This window comes from Proteus sp. fly-1089 (genome assembly GCF_040138965.1).
Taxonomy (GTDB): domain Bacteria; phylum Pseudomonadota; class Gammaproteobacteria; order Enterobacterales; family Enterobacteriaceae; genus Proteus; species Proteus vulgaris_B.
Genome location: NZ_JBEETS010000003.1, coordinates 218,094 through 234,895 on the forward strand (window position 1 = coordinate 218,094; position 16,802 = coordinate 234,895).

At 41.9% G+C, this 16,802-nt stretch carries 15 protein-coding genes; all 15 read right to left on the reverse strand.

The genetic code is table 11. The annotated features are described in order from the left end of the window. Window positions 1-3 precede the first annotated feature (3 nt). Window positions 4-921, reverse strand: a complete 918-nt coding sequence (gene lpxC, locus ABN080_RS10160) for a UDP-3-O-acyl-N-acetylglucosamine deacetylase (protein WP_036913397.1) — start codon at window positions 919-921, stop codon at window positions 4-6. Between the two features lie 98 nt (window positions 922-1,019). Next, complete coding sequence (gene ftsZ, locus ABN080_RS10165) at window positions 1,020-2,186, reverse strand: cell division protein FtsZ (RefSeq protein WP_072069264.1); 1,167 nt, start codon at window positions 2,184-2,186, stop codon at window positions 1,020-1,022. A 70-nt stretch (window positions 2,187-2,256) separates the two neighbouring features. Beyond that, the gene (gene ftsA, locus ABN080_RS10170; protein WP_006533748.1) at window positions 2,257-3,513 is read right to left on the reverse strand and encodes a cell division protein FtsA; all 1,257 of its coding nucleotides are present in this window, start codon (window positions 3,511-3,513) and stop codon (window positions 2,257-2,259) included. Window positions 3,514-3,558: 45 nt separating this feature from the next. Further along, a complete protein-coding gene (gene ftsQ / locus ABN080_RS10175) occupies window positions 3,559-4,344 on the reverse strand; it encodes a cell division protein FtsQ (RefSeq protein WP_115350670.1) in 786 nt (261 codons plus the stop codon). A gap of 1 nt (window position 4,345) precedes the next feature. Next, window positions 4,346-4,702: a hypothetical protein gene (locus ABN080_RS10180; RefSeq protein ID WP_349440943.1), complete on the reverse strand. Its 357-nt coding sequence runs from the start codon at window positions 4,700-4,702 to the stop codon at window positions 4,346-4,348. Window positions 4,703-4,707: 5 nt separating this feature from the next. Next, window positions 4,708-6,171, reverse strand: a complete 1,464-nt coding sequence (murC, locus tag ABN080_RS10185; protein ID WP_072069267.1) for a UDP-N-acetylmuramate--L-alanine ligase — start codon at window positions 6,169-6,171, stop codon at window positions 4,708-4,710. Window positions 6,172-6,212: 41 nt separating this feature from the next. Then, the gene (murG, locus tag ABN080_RS10190) at window positions 6,213-7,295 is read right to left on the reverse strand and encodes an undecaprenyldiphospho-muramoylpentapeptide beta-N-acetylglucosaminyltransferase (protein ID WP_115350671.1); all 1,083 of its coding nucleotides are present in this window, start codon (window positions 7,293-7,295) and stop codon (window positions 6,213-6,215) included. Next, window positions 7,292-8,485 carry a cell division protein FtsW gene (gene ftsW, locus ABN080_RS10195; protein WP_072069269.1) on the reverse strand — a complete coding sequence of 398 codons (1,194 nt, stop codon included), beginning with the start codon at window positions 8,483-8,485 and terminating at the stop codon, window positions 7,292-7,294. The genes murG and ftsW overlap by 4 nt, the downstream gene beginning before the upstream one ends. Continuing rightward, window positions 8,485-9,795 carry a UDP-N-acetylmuramoyl-L-alanine--D-glutamate ligase gene (murD, locus tag ABN080_RS10200; RefSeq protein WP_196554007.1) on the reverse strand — a complete coding sequence of 437 codons (1,311 nt, stop codon included), beginning with the start codon at window positions 9,793-9,795 and terminating at the stop codon, window positions 8,485-8,487. The genes ftsW and murD overlap by 1 nt, the downstream gene beginning before the upstream one ends. 1 nt (window position 9,796) lies before the next feature. After that, window positions 9,797-10,879, reverse strand: coding sequence for a phospho-N-acetylmuramoyl-pentapeptide-transferase (gene mraY, locus ABN080_RS10205; protein ID WP_023581493.1), 1,083 nt, complete (start codon window positions 10,877-10,879; stop codon window positions 9,797-9,799). Further along, window positions 10,873-12,255: a UDP-N-acetylmuramoyl-tripeptide--D-alanyl-D-alanine ligase gene (murF, locus tag ABN080_RS10210; protein WP_072069271.1), complete on the reverse strand. Its 1,383-nt coding sequence runs from the start codon at window positions 12,253-12,255 to the stop codon at window positions 10,873-10,875. The genes mraY and murF overlap by 7 nt, the downstream gene beginning before the upstream one ends. Continuing rightward, entirely contained in the window at window positions 12,252-13,739 is a 1,488-nt protein-coding gene (gene murE, locus ABN080_RS10215) for a UDP-N-acetylmuramoyl-L-alanyl-D-glutamate--2,6-diaminopimelate ligase (RefSeq protein WP_349440944.1), read from the reverse strand. Before murE ends, murF begins: the two co-directional genes overlap by 4 nt. Continuing rightward, on the reverse strand, window positions 13,726-15,522 hold the full coding sequence (gene ftsI / locus ABN080_RS10220) for a peptidoglycan DD-transpeptidase PBP3 (RefSeq protein ID WP_072069273.1): 1,797 nt from the start codon (window positions 15,520-15,522) through the stop codon (window positions 13,726-13,728). The genes murE and ftsI overlap by 14 nt, the downstream gene beginning before the upstream one ends. A gap of 11 nt (window positions 15,523-15,533) precedes the next feature. Continuing rightward, window positions 15,534-15,851 carry a cell division protein FtsL gene (ftsL, locus tag ABN080_RS10225; RefSeq protein WP_082151795.1) on the reverse strand — a complete coding sequence of 106 codons (318 nt, stop codon included), beginning with the start codon at window positions 15,849-15,851 and terminating at the stop codon, window positions 15,534-15,536. After that, complete coding sequence (rsmH, locus tag ABN080_RS10230) at window positions 15,852-16,799, reverse strand: 16S rRNA (cytosine(1402)-N(4))-methyltransferase RsmH (RefSeq protein WP_349440946.1); 948 nt, start codon at window positions 16,797-16,799, stop codon at window positions 15,852-15,854. Window positions 16,800-16,802: the final 3 nt, after the last annotated feature.

Consider the following 16,802-nt stretch of genomic DNA (forward strand, 5'->3'; position numbering starts at 1 on the left):
AAATTAAGCAAAAACCATTGAGGGAGCTTTAAATGCCACTGGCATTTGTGCTTCGTCTTCAAATGTGACGAATTCCCATGCAGATTCTTTTGCTAATACAGCTTGGAGTAATTTATTGTTTAATGCGTGACCTGATTTAAACGCGGTGAATTCACCGATAATGTTATAGCCACACATAAATAAATCACCGATTGCATCCAACATTTTGTGACGAACAAATTCATCTTCAAAACGCAGTCCATCATCGTTGAGAACACGATAGTCATCAACCACAATCGCACAATCGAAGCTTCCGCCTAAACACAATCCTTTAGATTGCAGATATTCAATATCACGCATAAATCCAAAAGTACGAGCACGACTAATTTGGCTCATGAAGGATTCAGCAGAGAAATCTAATTTATAACGCTGTGTACTTGCATCAATGGCTGGATGATTAAAATCGATAGTAAAATCTAATTTAAATCCATTGTATGGACGCATTTCTGCCCATTTATCACCATCTTCTACACGTACTGTTTCTTTGATACGAATGAATTTCTTCGCAGTACGAAGTTCTTCAATACCCGCATCAAGTAACAAGAAAACAAAAGGTGCTGCACTTCCATCCATAATTGGAATTTCAGGTGCATTCACTTCAATTACGATATTATCAATGCCTAAACCAGCCAGTGCTGCGTTTAAATGCTCAACGGTTGATATACGCACATCATCTTCGTTAACTAAGCAAGTACATAGCATAGTGTCACGAACTGATTTTGCGTCTGCTGGAAAATCCACCGGTGGATTTAAATCAGTACGACGGTAGATGACCCCAGTATTTGCTGGCGCCGGACGCATTGTAAGCGTAACTTTTTTACCCGTGTGAAGACCCACACCAGTTGCTTGTACAATTCGTTTTAATGTCCGTTGTTTGATCATCATTTTATCTCGCAATGTTATCCGTCCTACCAATTATTATACTTATAATTGGCAGGACAGTTTAGCACAAAAAGCGGAGATGCCAATCTTTTTGGCGATTAATCAGCCTGTTTTCTCAGGAACGCAGGGATATCTAAATAATCGGGCTCTTTATTCGCCTGAGTAGATTGTTCGTTAACTGCTTTTGCTGCTGGCTTGCTTTCTTCTACAGCAGTAAAAGAAGACATGCTATTTTGCATTTGCTGATAACGATTCTCCATTGCGCTTTGCTGATTTTGCTTATTCGTTACCAGCGTAATTTCTGGACGTTTGTCCATGCCGATACCTGTTGCAACGACAGTTACACGCAGTTCATCATTCATTTCTGGGTCAAGGGATGTACCAATAACCACAGTCGCGTTATCTGATGCAAATGCACGAATGGTATTACCCACTGTTTCAAATTCATCAAGACGCAAGTCAAAGCCAGCGGTAATGTTGACTAACACTCCACGCGCACCAGACAGGTCGATATCTTCCAATAATGGGCTTGAAATCGCCATTTCTGCAGCTTCTTCAGCGCGATCTTCACCTTTAGCAGCACCTGAGCCCATCATGGCATAACCCATTTCAGACATCACGGTTCTTACGTCAGCAAAGTCAACGTTCATTAAACCTGGGCGGGTGATTAGCTCAGCGATACCTTGAACTGCACCTTTTAAGACATCATTAGCCGCGCCAAACGCATCTAATAATGAAATTCCACGACCCAATACTTTTAATAATTTGTCATTAGGAATAGTGATTAATGAGTCAACATGCTTGGATAGCTCAGTAATACCTTGTTCCGCAAATGCCATACGCTTTTTGCCTTCAAAATTAAAAGGCTTAGTTACTACAGCAACGGTCAAAATGCCTAACTCTTTAGCAACTTCAGCAACAACTGGTGCGGCACCTGTACCAGTACCACCACCCATACCTGCTGCGATAAAGACCATATCGGCACCTTCAAGCGCTGCACGCAACGCTTCACGGTCTTCTTCTGCGGCATTACGACCCACTTCAGGGTTTGCACCTGCACCTAAGCCTTTCGTAATGGCATTACCAATTTGGATAGTTTGTCCGACTGCTGTTTTACGTAGCGCTTGAGCATCCGTATTGACTGCAAAGAAATCTACACCTTCAATACGTTCACGAACCATGTGCTCAACCGCATTACCGCCGCCGCCACCAACGCCGATGACTTTGATCACCGCATCGTTGGTTAATTCCATAGGTTCAAACATAATTTCTCTCCGTTTTGTGCCTTCTCAGGGTCGCTTGCTCAAACGACCTCTTTTTAAATTTGTCTGATTATTAAAACTCTCTTTTCAGCCAGCCGGTAAGTTTCTTAAACAAACCACTGACAGCAGAGCGTTTTTCGGTTTCTGTTTCCTCACCAAAGTGGGATTCTTTACCGTAATGCAAAAGCCCAACCGCTGTTGAGTAGTAGGGATCCTGCGCATAATCTGTTAGCCCGGTAATATTTAACGGTTTACCGATCCGTACTTGCGTGTGAAAAACACGTTGAGCACATTCAACAAGTCCATCAATCTGTGCAGCACCACCTGTTAGCACAATACCTGCAGCTAAATGATGCTTAATCCCTTGCTGGCGTAATTGTTCTTGAACTTTTAAAATCTCTTCATTAACAAGATTGAGCAATTCGGTATAACGAGGCTCAATCACCTCAGCAAGAGTTTGTCGTTGCAGACTTCTTGGTGGCCTGCCTCCGACACTAGGAACTTCCACATTTTCATCTTTACCAACTAAAGAGCCTAATGCACAACCATGGCGAACTTTGATAGCTTCAGCGTCATTTGGGGGTGTACCAAACGCATAAGCGATATCACTTGTTACCACATTGCCAGCATAAGGAATAACGCGAGTGTGTCTTAATGCTCCACCAGTATAAATGGCGATGTCCATCGTACCGCCACCAATATCAACAACACACACACCAAGTTCACGTTCATCTTCTGTCAATACAGCGAAACTTGAAGCCAGTCCCGCAAAAATCAGTTGATCCACTTTTAATCCACAGCGTTCAACTGCTTTTACAATATTCTTTGCCATATCGTTATGGCAGGTAATTAAATGAACTTTAGCTTGCATACGTACACCCGACAATCCAACAGGGTTTTTGATCCCTTCTTGATAATCAATGGCATACTCTTGCGGTATAACATGTAAAACCCGATGTTCATCTTTTACTTTGACGGATTTCGCAGTATGAACCACGCTATCAACATCATCTTGAGTCACTTCTTCTTCTGAAATTGGCACCATACCAATCTCATTTTGGCAACTAATATGCTTGCCTGATAACGCCAAATATACTGAAGATATTTGACAGTCAGCCATCAATTCGGCCTGATCTACCGCCCGTTGCACACATTTTACGACGGATTCAAGATCGTTAACGCCACCTTTATCCATGCCTCGAGATGGACAACTTCCTACCCCAATAATATTTACAACACCATCAGGCAGGATCTCACCGACAAGGGTGGCTACTTTGGCCGTACCAATCTCAAGACCAACTACTAATTTTCTGTCCGTCGCTTTGATCATTATTGTTCTGCCTTCGCCTTCATCGTGTCATCTGCCACGTCTTGTTTATTCATTCTCAAGTAATAAAGGAGCCCATCCGACTGCACCACCACTGTCATAACGCAGATCAACATAATCAACTCGTTTATCTGTTTCTTGTTGCAGTATCGGATACAACTCAATAAAGCGAGCGATCCGTTTTTCGTTATCCTTACGACCTAACTCCAATCGGACATCATTGTCTAAAACTAATTGCCATCCTTGACGTGCAGACATTGACGCTGCTTTTAAATTCAGATTACTTGCAAGAAGTTGATCTCTCATTGCCACATAACCTGATAACACCATTTTTTCACTTCCTTGAGGGCCATATAACAAAGGGTAATTACCTTTGGTTTCCAATTGCGTTGGCAAGCTGAAAACACGCCCTTCTTTATCAAGAAAGTAAGTATCATTCCAGCGGGTAAAGGGAACATACTCTACCAGATGGATTTTAAGCTCATCAGGCCACTGTTTACGCACAGTGACTTGCCTAATCCATGGCATACGCTCAATTTGTTGCTGAATGATATTCACATCCTGTGTCATAAATGTGCCTGGCTGCCCTAAAGATAAAATCGCCTGACGCACATCATCATTTGTTGTGTAATGCCTCTCACCGGTCAATACAAGTTTTGAGATAGGAAGACGATTTGCATCTTTCATCCAGTTAACTACTTGTATTCCACCCCAAACGATAGTGGCAATCACACATAAGAAAAAAATTAATCCTGATAAATAAGTACCATTACTCGGTCTGTCAGAATGCTGTTTCTCTTTGTGTTCTTTTATATTTAGCGCTGCTTGTGACATATTAACCCACTAACTCCTGAGCAACGTTTAAACCAGAGAATCGCCCATCCTTTTGTCCGATGTTCCTTCGATTAATACTTTTCCTACATATATATACTTTATGAACACCTTTAGGTTTGATAATTAAATCACTAAATTGTTCAATCTGTTGAGAATTATTTACTTTAAAAGAAGAAATTGCGAATTTTTCTGCATTTTTCTTACTTTTTAACTGAAATTTTTTCTCAACATGGTTTTGAGCAAGCGAATTCTCATTTATTTTTTTCGCCAATACAGTGCTATTTTTCTCATAACACTTCATCATTACAGCGAGTTGATTACCTATTTCACCATAAATGATGCTCACTTGCTCAAACATCCGTCTTAATCCTCGCTTAAAGATGGCTGTAGTTTCGTATCTGCTAAGCGACGCGCTATTTTACCAATATTTCCAGCACCTTGAACTAAAACAAGATCATTATCTGTTAATACACCCGCTAATATTGATGAAATATTATCGACATCAGATACCCAGATAGGATCTAGCTTGCCACGCTGGCGAATTGTTCGACAAAGTGAGCGACTATCTGCACCTGCAATCGGAGTTTCTCCGGCAGAATAAACATCTGTTAATAATAAAATATCAACTTGATTGAGAACCGTAGCAAAGTCCTCATACAAATCACGTGTACGCGTATAACGATGCGGTTGGAAAATCATGACTAGACGTTTATCTGGCCAACCAGCTCTCGCTGCTTTAATCGTTGCGTCAACTTCTGTTGGGTGATGGCCATAATCATCGACTAACATCACCTCACCTTCTTGACCATTAACATGTTCAAGGCCGTAATTACCTAAGAAGTCGAAACGGCGCCCCGTACCTTGGAAGTTAAGTAATGCTGCTAAAATATGTTCGTCAGCAATACCTTCTTCAGTAGCAACCGCCACAGCTGCAGTGGCATTTAATGCGTTATGACGACCAGGCGCATTTAATACAACTTGTAAATCAGGCATATCTTCACGAGAAATAGTGAAGAAGCCTTGAGCACCTTTTTGTTCATAATGTGTAATTCGAACGTCTGCATCTTCACTAAACCCGTAAGTCGTAATATAACGACCAACTTTAGGGATGATAGAACGGATAACATCATCATCAAGACACATCACTGCACGACCATAAAACGGTAAATTGTGCAAAAAGGTAATAAACGTCTCTTTTAAATTGTCAAAATTACCGTGATATGTATCCATATGGTCTGCTTCTATATTCGTAACGACAGCCACCATAGGTTGTAAATGTAAAAACGACGCATCACTTTCGTCAGCTTCGGCGATTAAATAACGGCTACATCCTAAACGAGCATGCGTACCTGCTGATTTAACTAATCCGCCATTCACAAAAGTAGGATCTAATCCTGCTTGTGCATAAATATTTGAAATCATTGCTGTCGTGGTGGTTTTACCATGAGTTCCTGCAATCGCCACACCATGACGATAACGCATTAATTCAGCCAACATCTCAGCACGACGAATAACTGGAATACGTGCCTCTCTCGCGGCAATAATTTCAGGATTCTCAGCACTGATTGCAGTCGAGACCACAACAACACTAGCGCCACGAATATTTTCAGGGCGGTGATTAAAATAAACAGTTGCGCCCAAAGCAACGAGCTGTTGTGTAACGGCATTTGGCGCTAAATCAGAACCACTGATTTCATAGCCTTCATTCGCTAGCACTTCGGCAATCCCACCCATACCAGCACCACCGATGCCAATAAAGTGAATATGCTTAACTTTTCTCATTTCAGGCACAAACGATCTTAATTTTGCCAGTTGTTGTGTATTCACTATTTACTTCTTCACTCTAAGTTAATGGTTACAGGTTACGTTTATTTTTTTGCCACTTCGATTATCACATTCGCTACACGCTCTGTGGCATCCGTAATCGCAACACTTTTTGCTTTTTCTGCCATCGCTAACAATGTTTCTCTATCCCACTGCTTCAGGGTTTGTGCAATGACTTCTGGAGTTAAATCATTTTGCTCGATAATCCGCGCAGCCCCTGCTTTTTCTAATGGCAGGGCATTCCAATATTGCTGCCTATCTTTGTGCTGGAAAGGAACAAAAATAGCGGGTAATCCCGCAGCGGCAATTTCACTGACGGTTAATGCACCTGAACGACATACAACAACATCAGCCCATTGGTAAGCTTGCGCTATATCATCAATAAATTCAGTAACTTTATATTCAGATTTAACTGAATTTTTTGCTAATTCATTCTGATAGCGTGTTTTTGTATCACTTTCGCCACCTTTTCCAGCTTGATGCCAGATTGTAACATGTTCACCAAGCAAACCAGCGACCACCGGCAAGGTATGATTTAAAATTCGAGCGCCTTGGCTACCACCAATAATCAACACACGAATGGGACCGGCTCTTTCTTTTAATCGTACCGATGGCGCTTCAAGCGCTAACACGTCTTCACGTACAGGATTCCCAACAATAGGCGCTTTAGGAAATGCGCCAGGAAAAGCCTGCAATACACGTTTAGCAATCTTGGATAGCCAACGATTGGTTAATCCAGCAATCCCATTTTGTTCATGTAAAATAACAGGAATGCCACACATCCAAGCTGCTACACCACCTGGGCCAGAAACATAACCGCCCATACCAAGTACAGCATCAGGTTGATAACGTTTCATAATGGTACGCGCCTGAAAAATAGCTTTAATAATACGAATTGGCGCTGCTATTAATGCTTTAATACCTTTACCACGTAAGCCAGAAATGCGAATAAATTCAATGTCAATACCGTGTTTGGGTACTAAATCAGCTTCCATTCTATCCGCCGTTCCTAACCATCGGATTTCCCAACCTTGGGATTGTAGATAATGAGCAACAGCTAGCCCGGGGAATACGTGTCCGCCCGTGCCACCAGCCATTACCATTAAACGGCGTCTACGCTCGCTCATTTTGGGCTCCTTACAAACGCCTGAGCTTGTGCTAGACGTGTTTCATAATCTATTCGTAACAACATCACGATGGCTGTTGACATAATAATCAAACTTGAACCACCGTAACTAATAAGAGGAAGAGTTAATCCCTTCGTTGGTAACATGCCTGCTGCCGCGCCTACATTGACCAATGATTGGAATGTAAACCAGATCCCGATTGAACACGCTAAAAAGCCTGAAAAGCGTTGATCGAGCATCAATGCACGTCGCCCAATTTGCATCGCGCGAAAAGCGATGAAGAATACCATTAAAAGCACTAAAACCACACCGATATAACCAAGTTCTTCTGCCAAAATGGAGAAAATAAAGTCGGTATGTGCTTCTGGTAAATATTCCAGTTTTTGTACGGAGTTTCCTAAACCTTGCCCAAGCAAATCGCCTCGGCCAAATGCCATCAAAGATTGCGTTAATTGATAACCACTACCAAATGGATCTTCCCAAGGCTCTAAGAAAGAAGTGATCCGGCGAACACGATAAGGTTCAACAATGATAAGCATAACCACAGCGGCAATACCTGAACCGATAATCGCTAAGAATTGCCAAATTTTAGCACCCGCCAAAAATAAAAGTGCCAATGTGGTAACAAACAACACGACCACGGTACCTAAGTCTGGCTGCAATAACAGTAAAACAGCCAGCACTAACATAACACCCATAGGTTTACAGAAACCCCAAAAGTTGTTTCTGACCTCTTCAACTTTTCGAACTAAGTAGCTAGATAAGTAACAAAATAAAGCCAGTTTTGATAATTCAGCAGGTTGAAAGTTTAAGGGCCCCACAGCAATCCAACGTGAAGCACCATTAACCGAACTTCCGACGCCCAATACCACTAATAAAAGTAGTATTGAACCAAACAGCATTAAACTGCTATAACGTTGCCAAATTGCCATAGGAATACGCATAGTGACTAACGCAATACAAAACGCCACAATAAGGTAAATCCCATCACGCTTTGCAAATAAGAAAGGATCTTCTGCAAGTCGTTGACCAACTGGCATTGAAGCTGATGTCACCATGACAAAACCGATAACCGCTAATCCGAAAGTAAACCAGAGCAAAGTGCGATCATACGGTACAAATGCCGTATTCTCAGTTTGATAACTGCCCACTAACCACTGTTTTAGTCTTCGCATTGCGAATATGCTCATCAGCCAAGCTCCCTTGCCAAGCGTGCAAATTCATCACCACGTTGCTCAAAACATTTAAACTGATCTAAACTTGCGCAAGCAGGTGAAAGCAACACCATATCCCCTGATTTAACAGTAGGGGCTAATGCACGCATTGCCTCTTCCATTGTCACAGTTAATAAAGAGACATCTGGCCGTAAACTTGCTAGGGCTTGTCCGTCTTGCCCAAAGCAATAAAGACGAATATTGTCGCCACTGATATAAGGCAATAAAGCAGTAAAATCGGCTGATTTTCCATCGCCTCCTAATAAAAGATGCAATGTACCTTCGATGTCTAAGCCACGAAGGGCTGCTTCTGTGCTACCGACATTAGTTGCTTTAGAATCATTTATCCAACGTACATTTTGATGTGAATAAACTAATTGAAAACGGTGAGCCAAGCCGTGATAGTTTTTCAGCACTTCCAATCCCGCTTTACGTGTGATCCCTACCGCATCAGCAAGTGCCAATGCTGCAAGTCCATTGGTATAATTATGCTGTCCTGAGAGATACATTTCGGACGTTGAAAGAACTTTTTCACCTTTTACTTTTAAGACGCGATTCGTGTTATCAAGCTGATAATCACCTTGTCCCACTCCAAAGCTGACACAACGCCCATCTTTACCCGCTAAAGGTAATGTGAGCGTGTCATCTTGGTTATAAACGCAGGTATTGGCATTATCATAGATACGTAATTTCGCTTCACGGTATTGTTCCAATCCTAATGGATAGCGATTCATATGATCTTCGCTAATATTTAAGACTGTTGCCGCTGCCGCTTTTAAACTATACGTGGTTTCTAACTGGAAACTTGATAGTTCTAATACATAAAGATCATGAGGCTCAGTTAGCAAAGTCAGTGCAGGAACACCAATATTTCCCCCAACGCCAACACGAATACCATCCGCTTTTGCCATTTCACCCACAAGCATTGTGACTGTGCTTTTACCGTTAGAGCCTGTGATAGCCACAATAGGTGCTTTTGCTTCGCGGCAAAACAGTTCAATATCCCCCACAATTTCGACACCACAACTTGCAGCTTCAACAAGCTCAGGTGTTGAAAGGGCAATACCAGGACTTGAGATAATTAAATCTGCATCGTTAAGCCATGCTTGGTGAAAACTGCCTGTATGATATTCAACGTCAATAGGAAGCTTATCTAAGCCTCCTGGTTTTTGGCGCGTGTCAATCACTTTAGGTGTAACACCTTGACGGATAAAAAAGTCAACGCAGGAAAGACCTGTTATTCCAAGCCCAACAACAACGACTTTTTTTCCCTGATAATTTGCCATCTTAACGTACCTTTAACGTCGCCAGACCAATAAGTACTAACATCAGCGAAATAATCCAGAAGCGGACAATAACACGAGGTTCAGGCCAGCCTTTTAATTCATAATGGTGATGAATTGGGGCCATGCGGAAAATACGTTGGCCACGTAATTTAAATGAACCGACTTGCAAAATAACTGAGAGTGTTTCAACAACAAACACACCGCCCATAATCACTAATAAGAATTCTTGACGTAATAACACAGCAATCGTACCTAACGCGCCACCCAATGCGAGAGAGCCAACATCTCCCATAAAGACTTGCGCTGGGTAAGTATTAAACCAAAGGAAACCTAAACCCGCACCGACGATGGCGGTACAGACAATCACTAATTCGCCAGCATGCATTAAATAAGGAATTTTCAAGTAGCTTGCAAAATTAACGTTACCAGTCGCCCATGCAACCAAAGCAAATCCGGCTGCCACAAAAACGGTTGGCATAATAGCTAAGCCATCTAAACCATCCGTTAAGTTAACGGCATTACTGGTTCCTACAATGACAAAATACGCCAATAAAATATAAAGCATGCCTAATTGCGGCATAACATCTTTAAAGAATGGAACGACTAACTGTGTTGCAGGTGTATCTTTACCAATAGCATACATACTAAATGCAACGACTAACGCCAACACGGATTGCCAGAAATATTTCCAACGTGCGATCAGGCCTTTGGTATCTTTACGAACGACTTTGCGATAATCATCAACAAAGCCGATGACGCCATAACCAATTAAAACCAGCAACACACACCAAACATAGGGGTTGTCTAATCTTGCCCATAGTAGTGTAGAAATAGAGATAGAGAACAGGATCATAATCCCGCCCATTGTTGGTGTACCGCGTTTGCTAAAGTGAGACTCTGGCCCTTCACTACGAACCACTTGCCCAATTTGCATTTTTTGTAACCAAGCGATGAGGTGAGGCCCCATCCACAAAGCAATAATTAATGCCGTCAATAAACCAACAATCGCCCTGAATGTCAGATAAGAAAACACATTAAAAAATGTATGGTATTTAACCAAATATTCGGCTAGCCAAACTAACATTCAAAGCACTCCTTTAATGCGTTCACGATATCTTCCATCGCGGAGCTTCGTGAACCTTTTACTAAAACTGAAACAACATCATGCTGCTGTAATAATGGAATTAATTGAGCAAGTAAGTCGGCTTTAAATGTAAAATGCTGACCACCTTGGTTTTCATCACTAATAAAGTGACTGTGATCCCCTACAGTAAATACACTATCAATCCCTGCATTGTGTGCAAAACGCCCCACATCGCGGTGACATTTCTCTGAGTCTTTACCTAACTCAGCCATATCTCCCGCAACAAAAATCTTATATCCCGGCAATTGTGATAAAACTTGTAAGCCCGCGATCATCGAACCATCGTTCGCATTATAAGTATCATCTAACACCATTTTTCCGGTGGTTAACTCCACAGGGTACAATCTTCCTGGTACCGCTTTTAATGTCGATAACCCAAGGCGAACCGCATCAAGCGTTGCACCTGCTGAAAGTGCCAGCGCACTGGCAGCTAAAGCATTGGCAATATTATGACGCCCCGGCAATGGAAGAGTGACTTCAACACAACCTTCTGGTGTATGTAAGGTGAAGTTAGTGGTGAATTGCTTAACAGCGATATCCGTCGGATAAAAATCAGCATTGCTTTGAGCTGATAAAGAGAAAGACCATTGCGTTTGACGCGCATTAAAGTGGCGTTTCCATAGAGGTAAGCCATTACTATCAAGATTAATAATGGCTGTACCTTGCTCTTTCAGATGAGTAAAGATTTCGCCTTTTGCTTGGGCAATGCCTTCAAGTGAGCCGAAACCTTCAATATGAGCAGAAAAGAGATTATTTACTAAGGCGCTATCGGGTTTAACCATATCCACGGTATAGGCAATTTCACCAATATGGTTTGCACCTAGCTCGATAACAGCAAAACGATGCTCTGGTGTTAAACGAAACAGTGTTAGTGGCACACCAATATCATTATTTAAATTACCGTGGGTATATAAAGTTTCACCACAATGACGCAAAATTGAAGCCGTCATTTCTTTGACGGATGTTTTTCCTGAAGAGCCTGTTAATGCCACAATTTTAGCATTACTCAGTGAACGGATATGAGTAGCAACCGCCCCCATTGCCAAACGGGTGTCTTTCACAATGATTTGCGGACAATCAATATCAATTTCACGATTGACCAATACAGCAACAGCGCCTTTTTCTTTAACATCAGCGATAAAGTTATGCGCATCAAAACGCTCACCCGCTAATGCAATAAAGAGACAATATTCATCGATATTGCGACTATCTGTGGAAATTGACTTAATCGTTAGCTGATTAGCTTGGCTTTGAGCAATATGACTCAACTTACCATCAGTGACTTGTGCAATGATTTCGAGTGATAAAGGGATCATGCTATCACCCCCAATAACCGTGCAACGGTTAATCTATCCGAATAATCAAGGCGACGTGAACCGACTAACTGGTAATCTTCATGCCCTTTGCCCGCGACTAAAATCATATCATTAGCGTCGGCTTGCATAATCACGTTAGTCACTGCTTCTGCTCGGCCTTCAATAGCAATTGCACGACCAGGATCCATTAAACCAGAAAGAATATCTTGGATAATGGCTTGCGGCTCTTCACTACGTGGATTGTCATCAGTAATAACAACTTTATCTGCTAATTCTTCTGCAACTGCACCCATTAGTGGGCGCTTACCTTTATCTCTATCACCACCACAACCAAACACACACCACAATTTACCAGAGCAGTGTAAACGAGTAGCTTGGAGTGCTTTTTCTAGCGCATCAGGAGTATGAGCATAATCGACAATAACGGTAGGACGATTATCAGCACTAAACACTTCCATTCGACCACAAACAGGAGTGAGTGCAGATGATGCCTTAATCACAGCATCTAATGGATATTCCAGTGCTAATAATGTCGCTAAAGCACATAATAGATTACTGACATTAAATGCCCCCATTAATGGGCTTTCAATTTCCCCTTCACCCCAGCTTGAGCTAAAGCAAATAGTCGCGCCTTCATCGTGGTAATTAATGTCTGTTGTTTTAACAAAGCGACCTTGCCAATTTACTGGCAATTTATTATCCATTGTCACTGCAACAGCGTCTGGCAAACGTGATAGCCATTTTTGACCAACAGTATCATCAGCATTAATGATTTTTTCACCACTATGATGTGTGGAGAACAGTAACCATTTTGCCTCTTCGTAATTTGCCATATCACCATGATAATCGAGATGATCACGACTTAAATTGGTAAACACACTCGCTACAAAAGGTAAAGCGCTAACGCGGCCTTGCACTAAGCCATGAGAAGAGACTTCCATCGCTGTAAATGTCGCGCCTTGATTTAATAATTGTTGTAACTCTAATTGAATATCAACCGCAGAGCCTGTGGTGTTCATGGCTGGAACAACGTGACCTAATAGTCCATTACCTACCGTTCCCATCACAGCACTGTTTTCGCCTAAACCTTGTGCCCACTGCGCTAACAATTGTGTTGTTGTTGTTTTTCCGTTAGTCCCAGTAACACCAATTAATTTCAGTTTTTCAGCAGGATGATGATAAAAATATCCTGCTAATTTTGATAACTCTGCATTGAGATTATCAATATAAATAACAGGTATACCGTGGCTTTCACGAATTTCACCATGCGTTGCAACATCTTGTGCTTCCGCTAATACTGCTGAAACACCTTGAGCAATTGCTTGAGGAATATAGCGTCTACCATCAGTTTCATGACCCTTAATGGCGATAAAAAGATCACCGCTTGCCGCTTTTCGGCTGTCGAGTGTCATGTCTTTGAGCATCAATGACGGTGCTTGTATCCCGAGTGCCCCTAATAGGTCACTTAAGTTAGGATCGGCCACTTGTATCCTCTTCTTTTTTAATTACAAATTCATTTTTATCGTCTGGCATCAATGCATCTGGTTCTACGTTCATTGTTCGTAAAACCGCGCCCATGATTGTGCCAAACACCGGTGCAGATACTGCGCCCCCGTAATATTTACCCGCTTTAGGTTCGTTGATTATCACAACCAACGCAAAACGTGGACGACTCGCAGGCGCAACACCCGCCGCATAAGAGATATATTGATTGATATATTTTCCGTCTGGCCCTACTTTTTTCGCCGTACCTGTTTTAATCGCAATGCGATACCCTTTAATAGCCGCACTTACACCACCGCCACCAGGCAATGCAACACTTTCCATCATATGCACGACAGTTTTCATTACTGGCTCAGGGAAGACTCGCGTTCCTGGTACAGGAGGATCAACTTTTGTAATTGAGAGAGGACGGTAAATACCAAAACTACCAATCGTTGCATAGACACGCGCTAGTTGTAACGGCGTTACCATTAGCCCATATCCGAATGAGAAGGTGGCCCTTTCAAGATCGGACCACCGTTGTTTTTTTATTGGAAATATGCCACTACTTTCACCAACTAGCCCCAAGTTAGTTGGCTTCCCGAATCCAAAACGTGAATAAACATCCACAAGTTCAGATGCAGGCATCGCTAACGCTAGTCTTGAAACACCAACGTTACTCGATTTCTGTAATATTCCTGTTATCGTTAGCTCATGATATAACGCTACATCTTTTATTTGATGTCCGTTAAGGCGATAAGGAATTGTATTAATAACACTATTTTCTTTAATGATATGATTGTTTAGTGCACTCATCACAACCATTGGTTTTACTGTAGAACCTGGTTCAAAAATATCGGTGATAGCACGATTACGCATCGCATCTTTAGGCGTTCCCGCTAAATTATTCGGGTTATAAGATGGACTATTCGCCATTGCTAATACTTCGCCTGTATTGACGTCAACTAAAACAGCAGTTCCAGATTCTGCTTTATTCTTGATAACAGCATTGGTTAATTCTCGATAAACCACGGATTGTAGGCGTTCATCAATACTTAACATCAAGTTATGAGCAGCTTGACTATCTGTTTGAGCAATATTTTCAATGACACGGTTGAAGCCATCCTTACGAACGACACGTTCACCAGGAGCACCGGTTAGCCATTGGTTAAAACTTTTTTCGACACCTTCAATGCCATCACCATCAATATTCGTTACACCAATAATGTGAGCAGTTACTTCACCCGATGGATAATAACGTTTTGATTCTTGGCGCATGTTAATCCCAGTAATTTTCAATTTACTAATATAATCACTAATTTCAGGATTAACTTGGCGAGCGAGATAGATAAAACGAGCGGAAGGTGCGGTAGCAATTTTCTGTTCGATTTGACTGACGGAGATTTTTAGTGCGTCAGCAAGCGCTAACCAACGAGAATCAGTCATATCTGGATTGGCATCTAATACAACTTTAGGATCTGCCCAAATAGCATACACAGGCACACTGACCGCAAGAGGTCTACCCATTCTATCGCTGATCATTCCTCTTGCAGTTGGGACTTTTTGTACACGTAAAGAACGCATATCCCCTTCACGAATAAGGGGATCTGGATTAATAATTTGTAAATAGGCAACACGGATTAATAGCGCGGCTAAAGCGATACCAATACCTGTGCAAAGCAACGCAAAACGCCAACTCACAAATCCTGTTTTTTCTTCAGGCTTGCGCAGTTTGGCATTTGACTTTGTCTTTGCTTTCGCTTTTGCCGAACGTGAAAATTTCATACGTGCCTTAATTATTTAGTAACCACAATGTTCTCTTTTGTTGGATCAACATGAACCATCCCCAAACTATCACTTGAAAAACGCTCTACTCGGCTATGATCGGCCAGTGCATTTTCTTCAAGAATGAGGTTGCGCCATTCAATATCCAATACATTTTTTTCCAGCACTAAACGCTCTTTTTCTGCTGTCAATAAACGTGTTTTGTGTGCTGTCGTCACGACATACACCGCAGAAATAATCACGGCTATCAGTAAACATACAGGTAACTTGCCATGACGCAGTAAATCCTGCCCTATAACTCCTGGTAGTGTGTGTCGTTCTGTAGACATTTATTCCTCAATACGTTGTGCTACACGTAATACAGAGCTTCGTGCCCGTGGGTTCTCTTCCACCTCTATACCTGTCGGTTTCATCTTGTGAATACTTGATAAGCGAGCACTTCCTAACTCTTTTATCTGAGCTTCTGTGAGTGGAATACCCGCTGGGACAACTGGCCCTTTGCTCTCATCACGAATAAACCGTTTTACTAATCGGTCTTCTAATGAATGGAAGCTAATCACAGATAAACGCCCTTCTGGCGCTAAAACTGAGACTGCACCTTTTAATGCTTTTTCAATTTCATCTAATTCGCTGTTAATATAGATTCGAATTGCTTGAAAGCTTCGTGTTGCTGGATGCTTATGACGTTCTTTTACTGGGCTTGCTTCACTAATTAAATCAGCTAACTGCTTAGTTCGAGTCAACGGCTCTTCTGTTTTATTACGAGCAACAACGGCACGCGCAATACGTTTAGCGAAACGTTCTTCACCAAATGTTTTCAGTACCCAAGTAATATCATCTTCTGTAGCTGTCATTAGCCATTGCGCAGCAGATTGCCCTGAAGTGGGATCCATACGCATATCAAGTGGTCCGTCTCGCATAAAAGAAAAACCACGTTCAGGATCATCAAGCTGAGGAGAAGAAACGCCCAAATCCAGCAAAACACCATCAATCTTCCCAGCTAAACCTAACTCATTGACATACTGTTCAATATTTGAAAAAGGCCCATGAACGATAGAAAATCGTGCATCATCTATTTCATTGGCAACTGCAATAGCTTGTGGATCTCTGTCTATCGCTATCAAGCGACCTTGTTCACCTAATTGCGATAAAATTAAACGGGAGTGGCCTCCGCGACCAAATGTTCCGTCGATATAGATACCTGAAGACTTAATGTTCAGGCCATTCACTGCTTCATCCAGTAGTACACTGGTATGGCTAAAATTATTTGTTGTCATTAT

Coding starts and splice junctions, on each gene's coding strand:
- lpxC (WP_036913397.1), bottom strand. CDS start 921: ATGATCAAACAACGGACATTAAAACGAATTGTACAAGCAACTGGTGTG.
- ftsZ (WP_072069264.1), bottom strand. CDS start 2,186: ATGTTTGAACCTATGGAATTAACCAACGATGCGGTGATCAAAGTCATC.
- ftsA (WP_006533748.1), bottom strand. CDS start 3,513: ATGATCAAAGCGACGGACAGAAAATTAGTAGTTGGTCTTGAGATTGGT.
- ftsQ (WP_115350670.1), bottom strand. CDS start 4,344: ATGTCACAAGCAGCGCTAAATATAAAAGAACACAAAGAGAAACAGCAT.
- ABN080_RS10180 (WP_349440943.1), bottom strand. CDS start 4,702: ATGTTTGAGCAAGTGAGCATCATTTATGGTGAAATAGGTAATCAACTC.
- murG (WP_115350671.1), bottom strand. CDS start 7,295: ATGAGCGAGCGTAGACGCCGTTTAATGGTAATGGCTGGTGGCACGGGC.
- ftsW (WP_072069269.1), bottom strand. CDS start 8,485: ATGAGCATATTCGCAATGCGAAGACTAAAACAGTGGTTAGTGGGCAGT.
- murD (WP_196554007.1), bottom strand. CDS start 9,795: ATGGCAAATTATCAGGGAAAAAAAGTCGTTGTTGTTGGGCTTGGAATA.
- mraY (WP_023581493.1), bottom strand. CDS start 10,879: ATGTTAGTTTGGCTAGCCGAATATTTGGTTAAATACCATACATTTTTT.
- murF (WP_072069271.1), bottom strand. CDS start 12,255: ATGATCCCTTTATCACTCGAAATCATTGCACAAGTCACTGATGGTAAG.
- ftsI (WP_072069273.1), bottom strand. CDS start 15,522: ATGAAATTTTCACGTTCGGCAAAAGCGAAAGCAAAGACAAAGTCAAAT.
- ftsL (WP_082151795.1), bottom strand. CDS start 15,851: ATGTCTACAGAACGACACACACTACCAGGAGTTATAGGGCAGGATTTA.
- rsmH (WP_349440946.1), bottom strand. CDS start 16,799: ATGACAACAAATAATTTTAGCCATACCAGTGTACTACTGGATGAAGCA.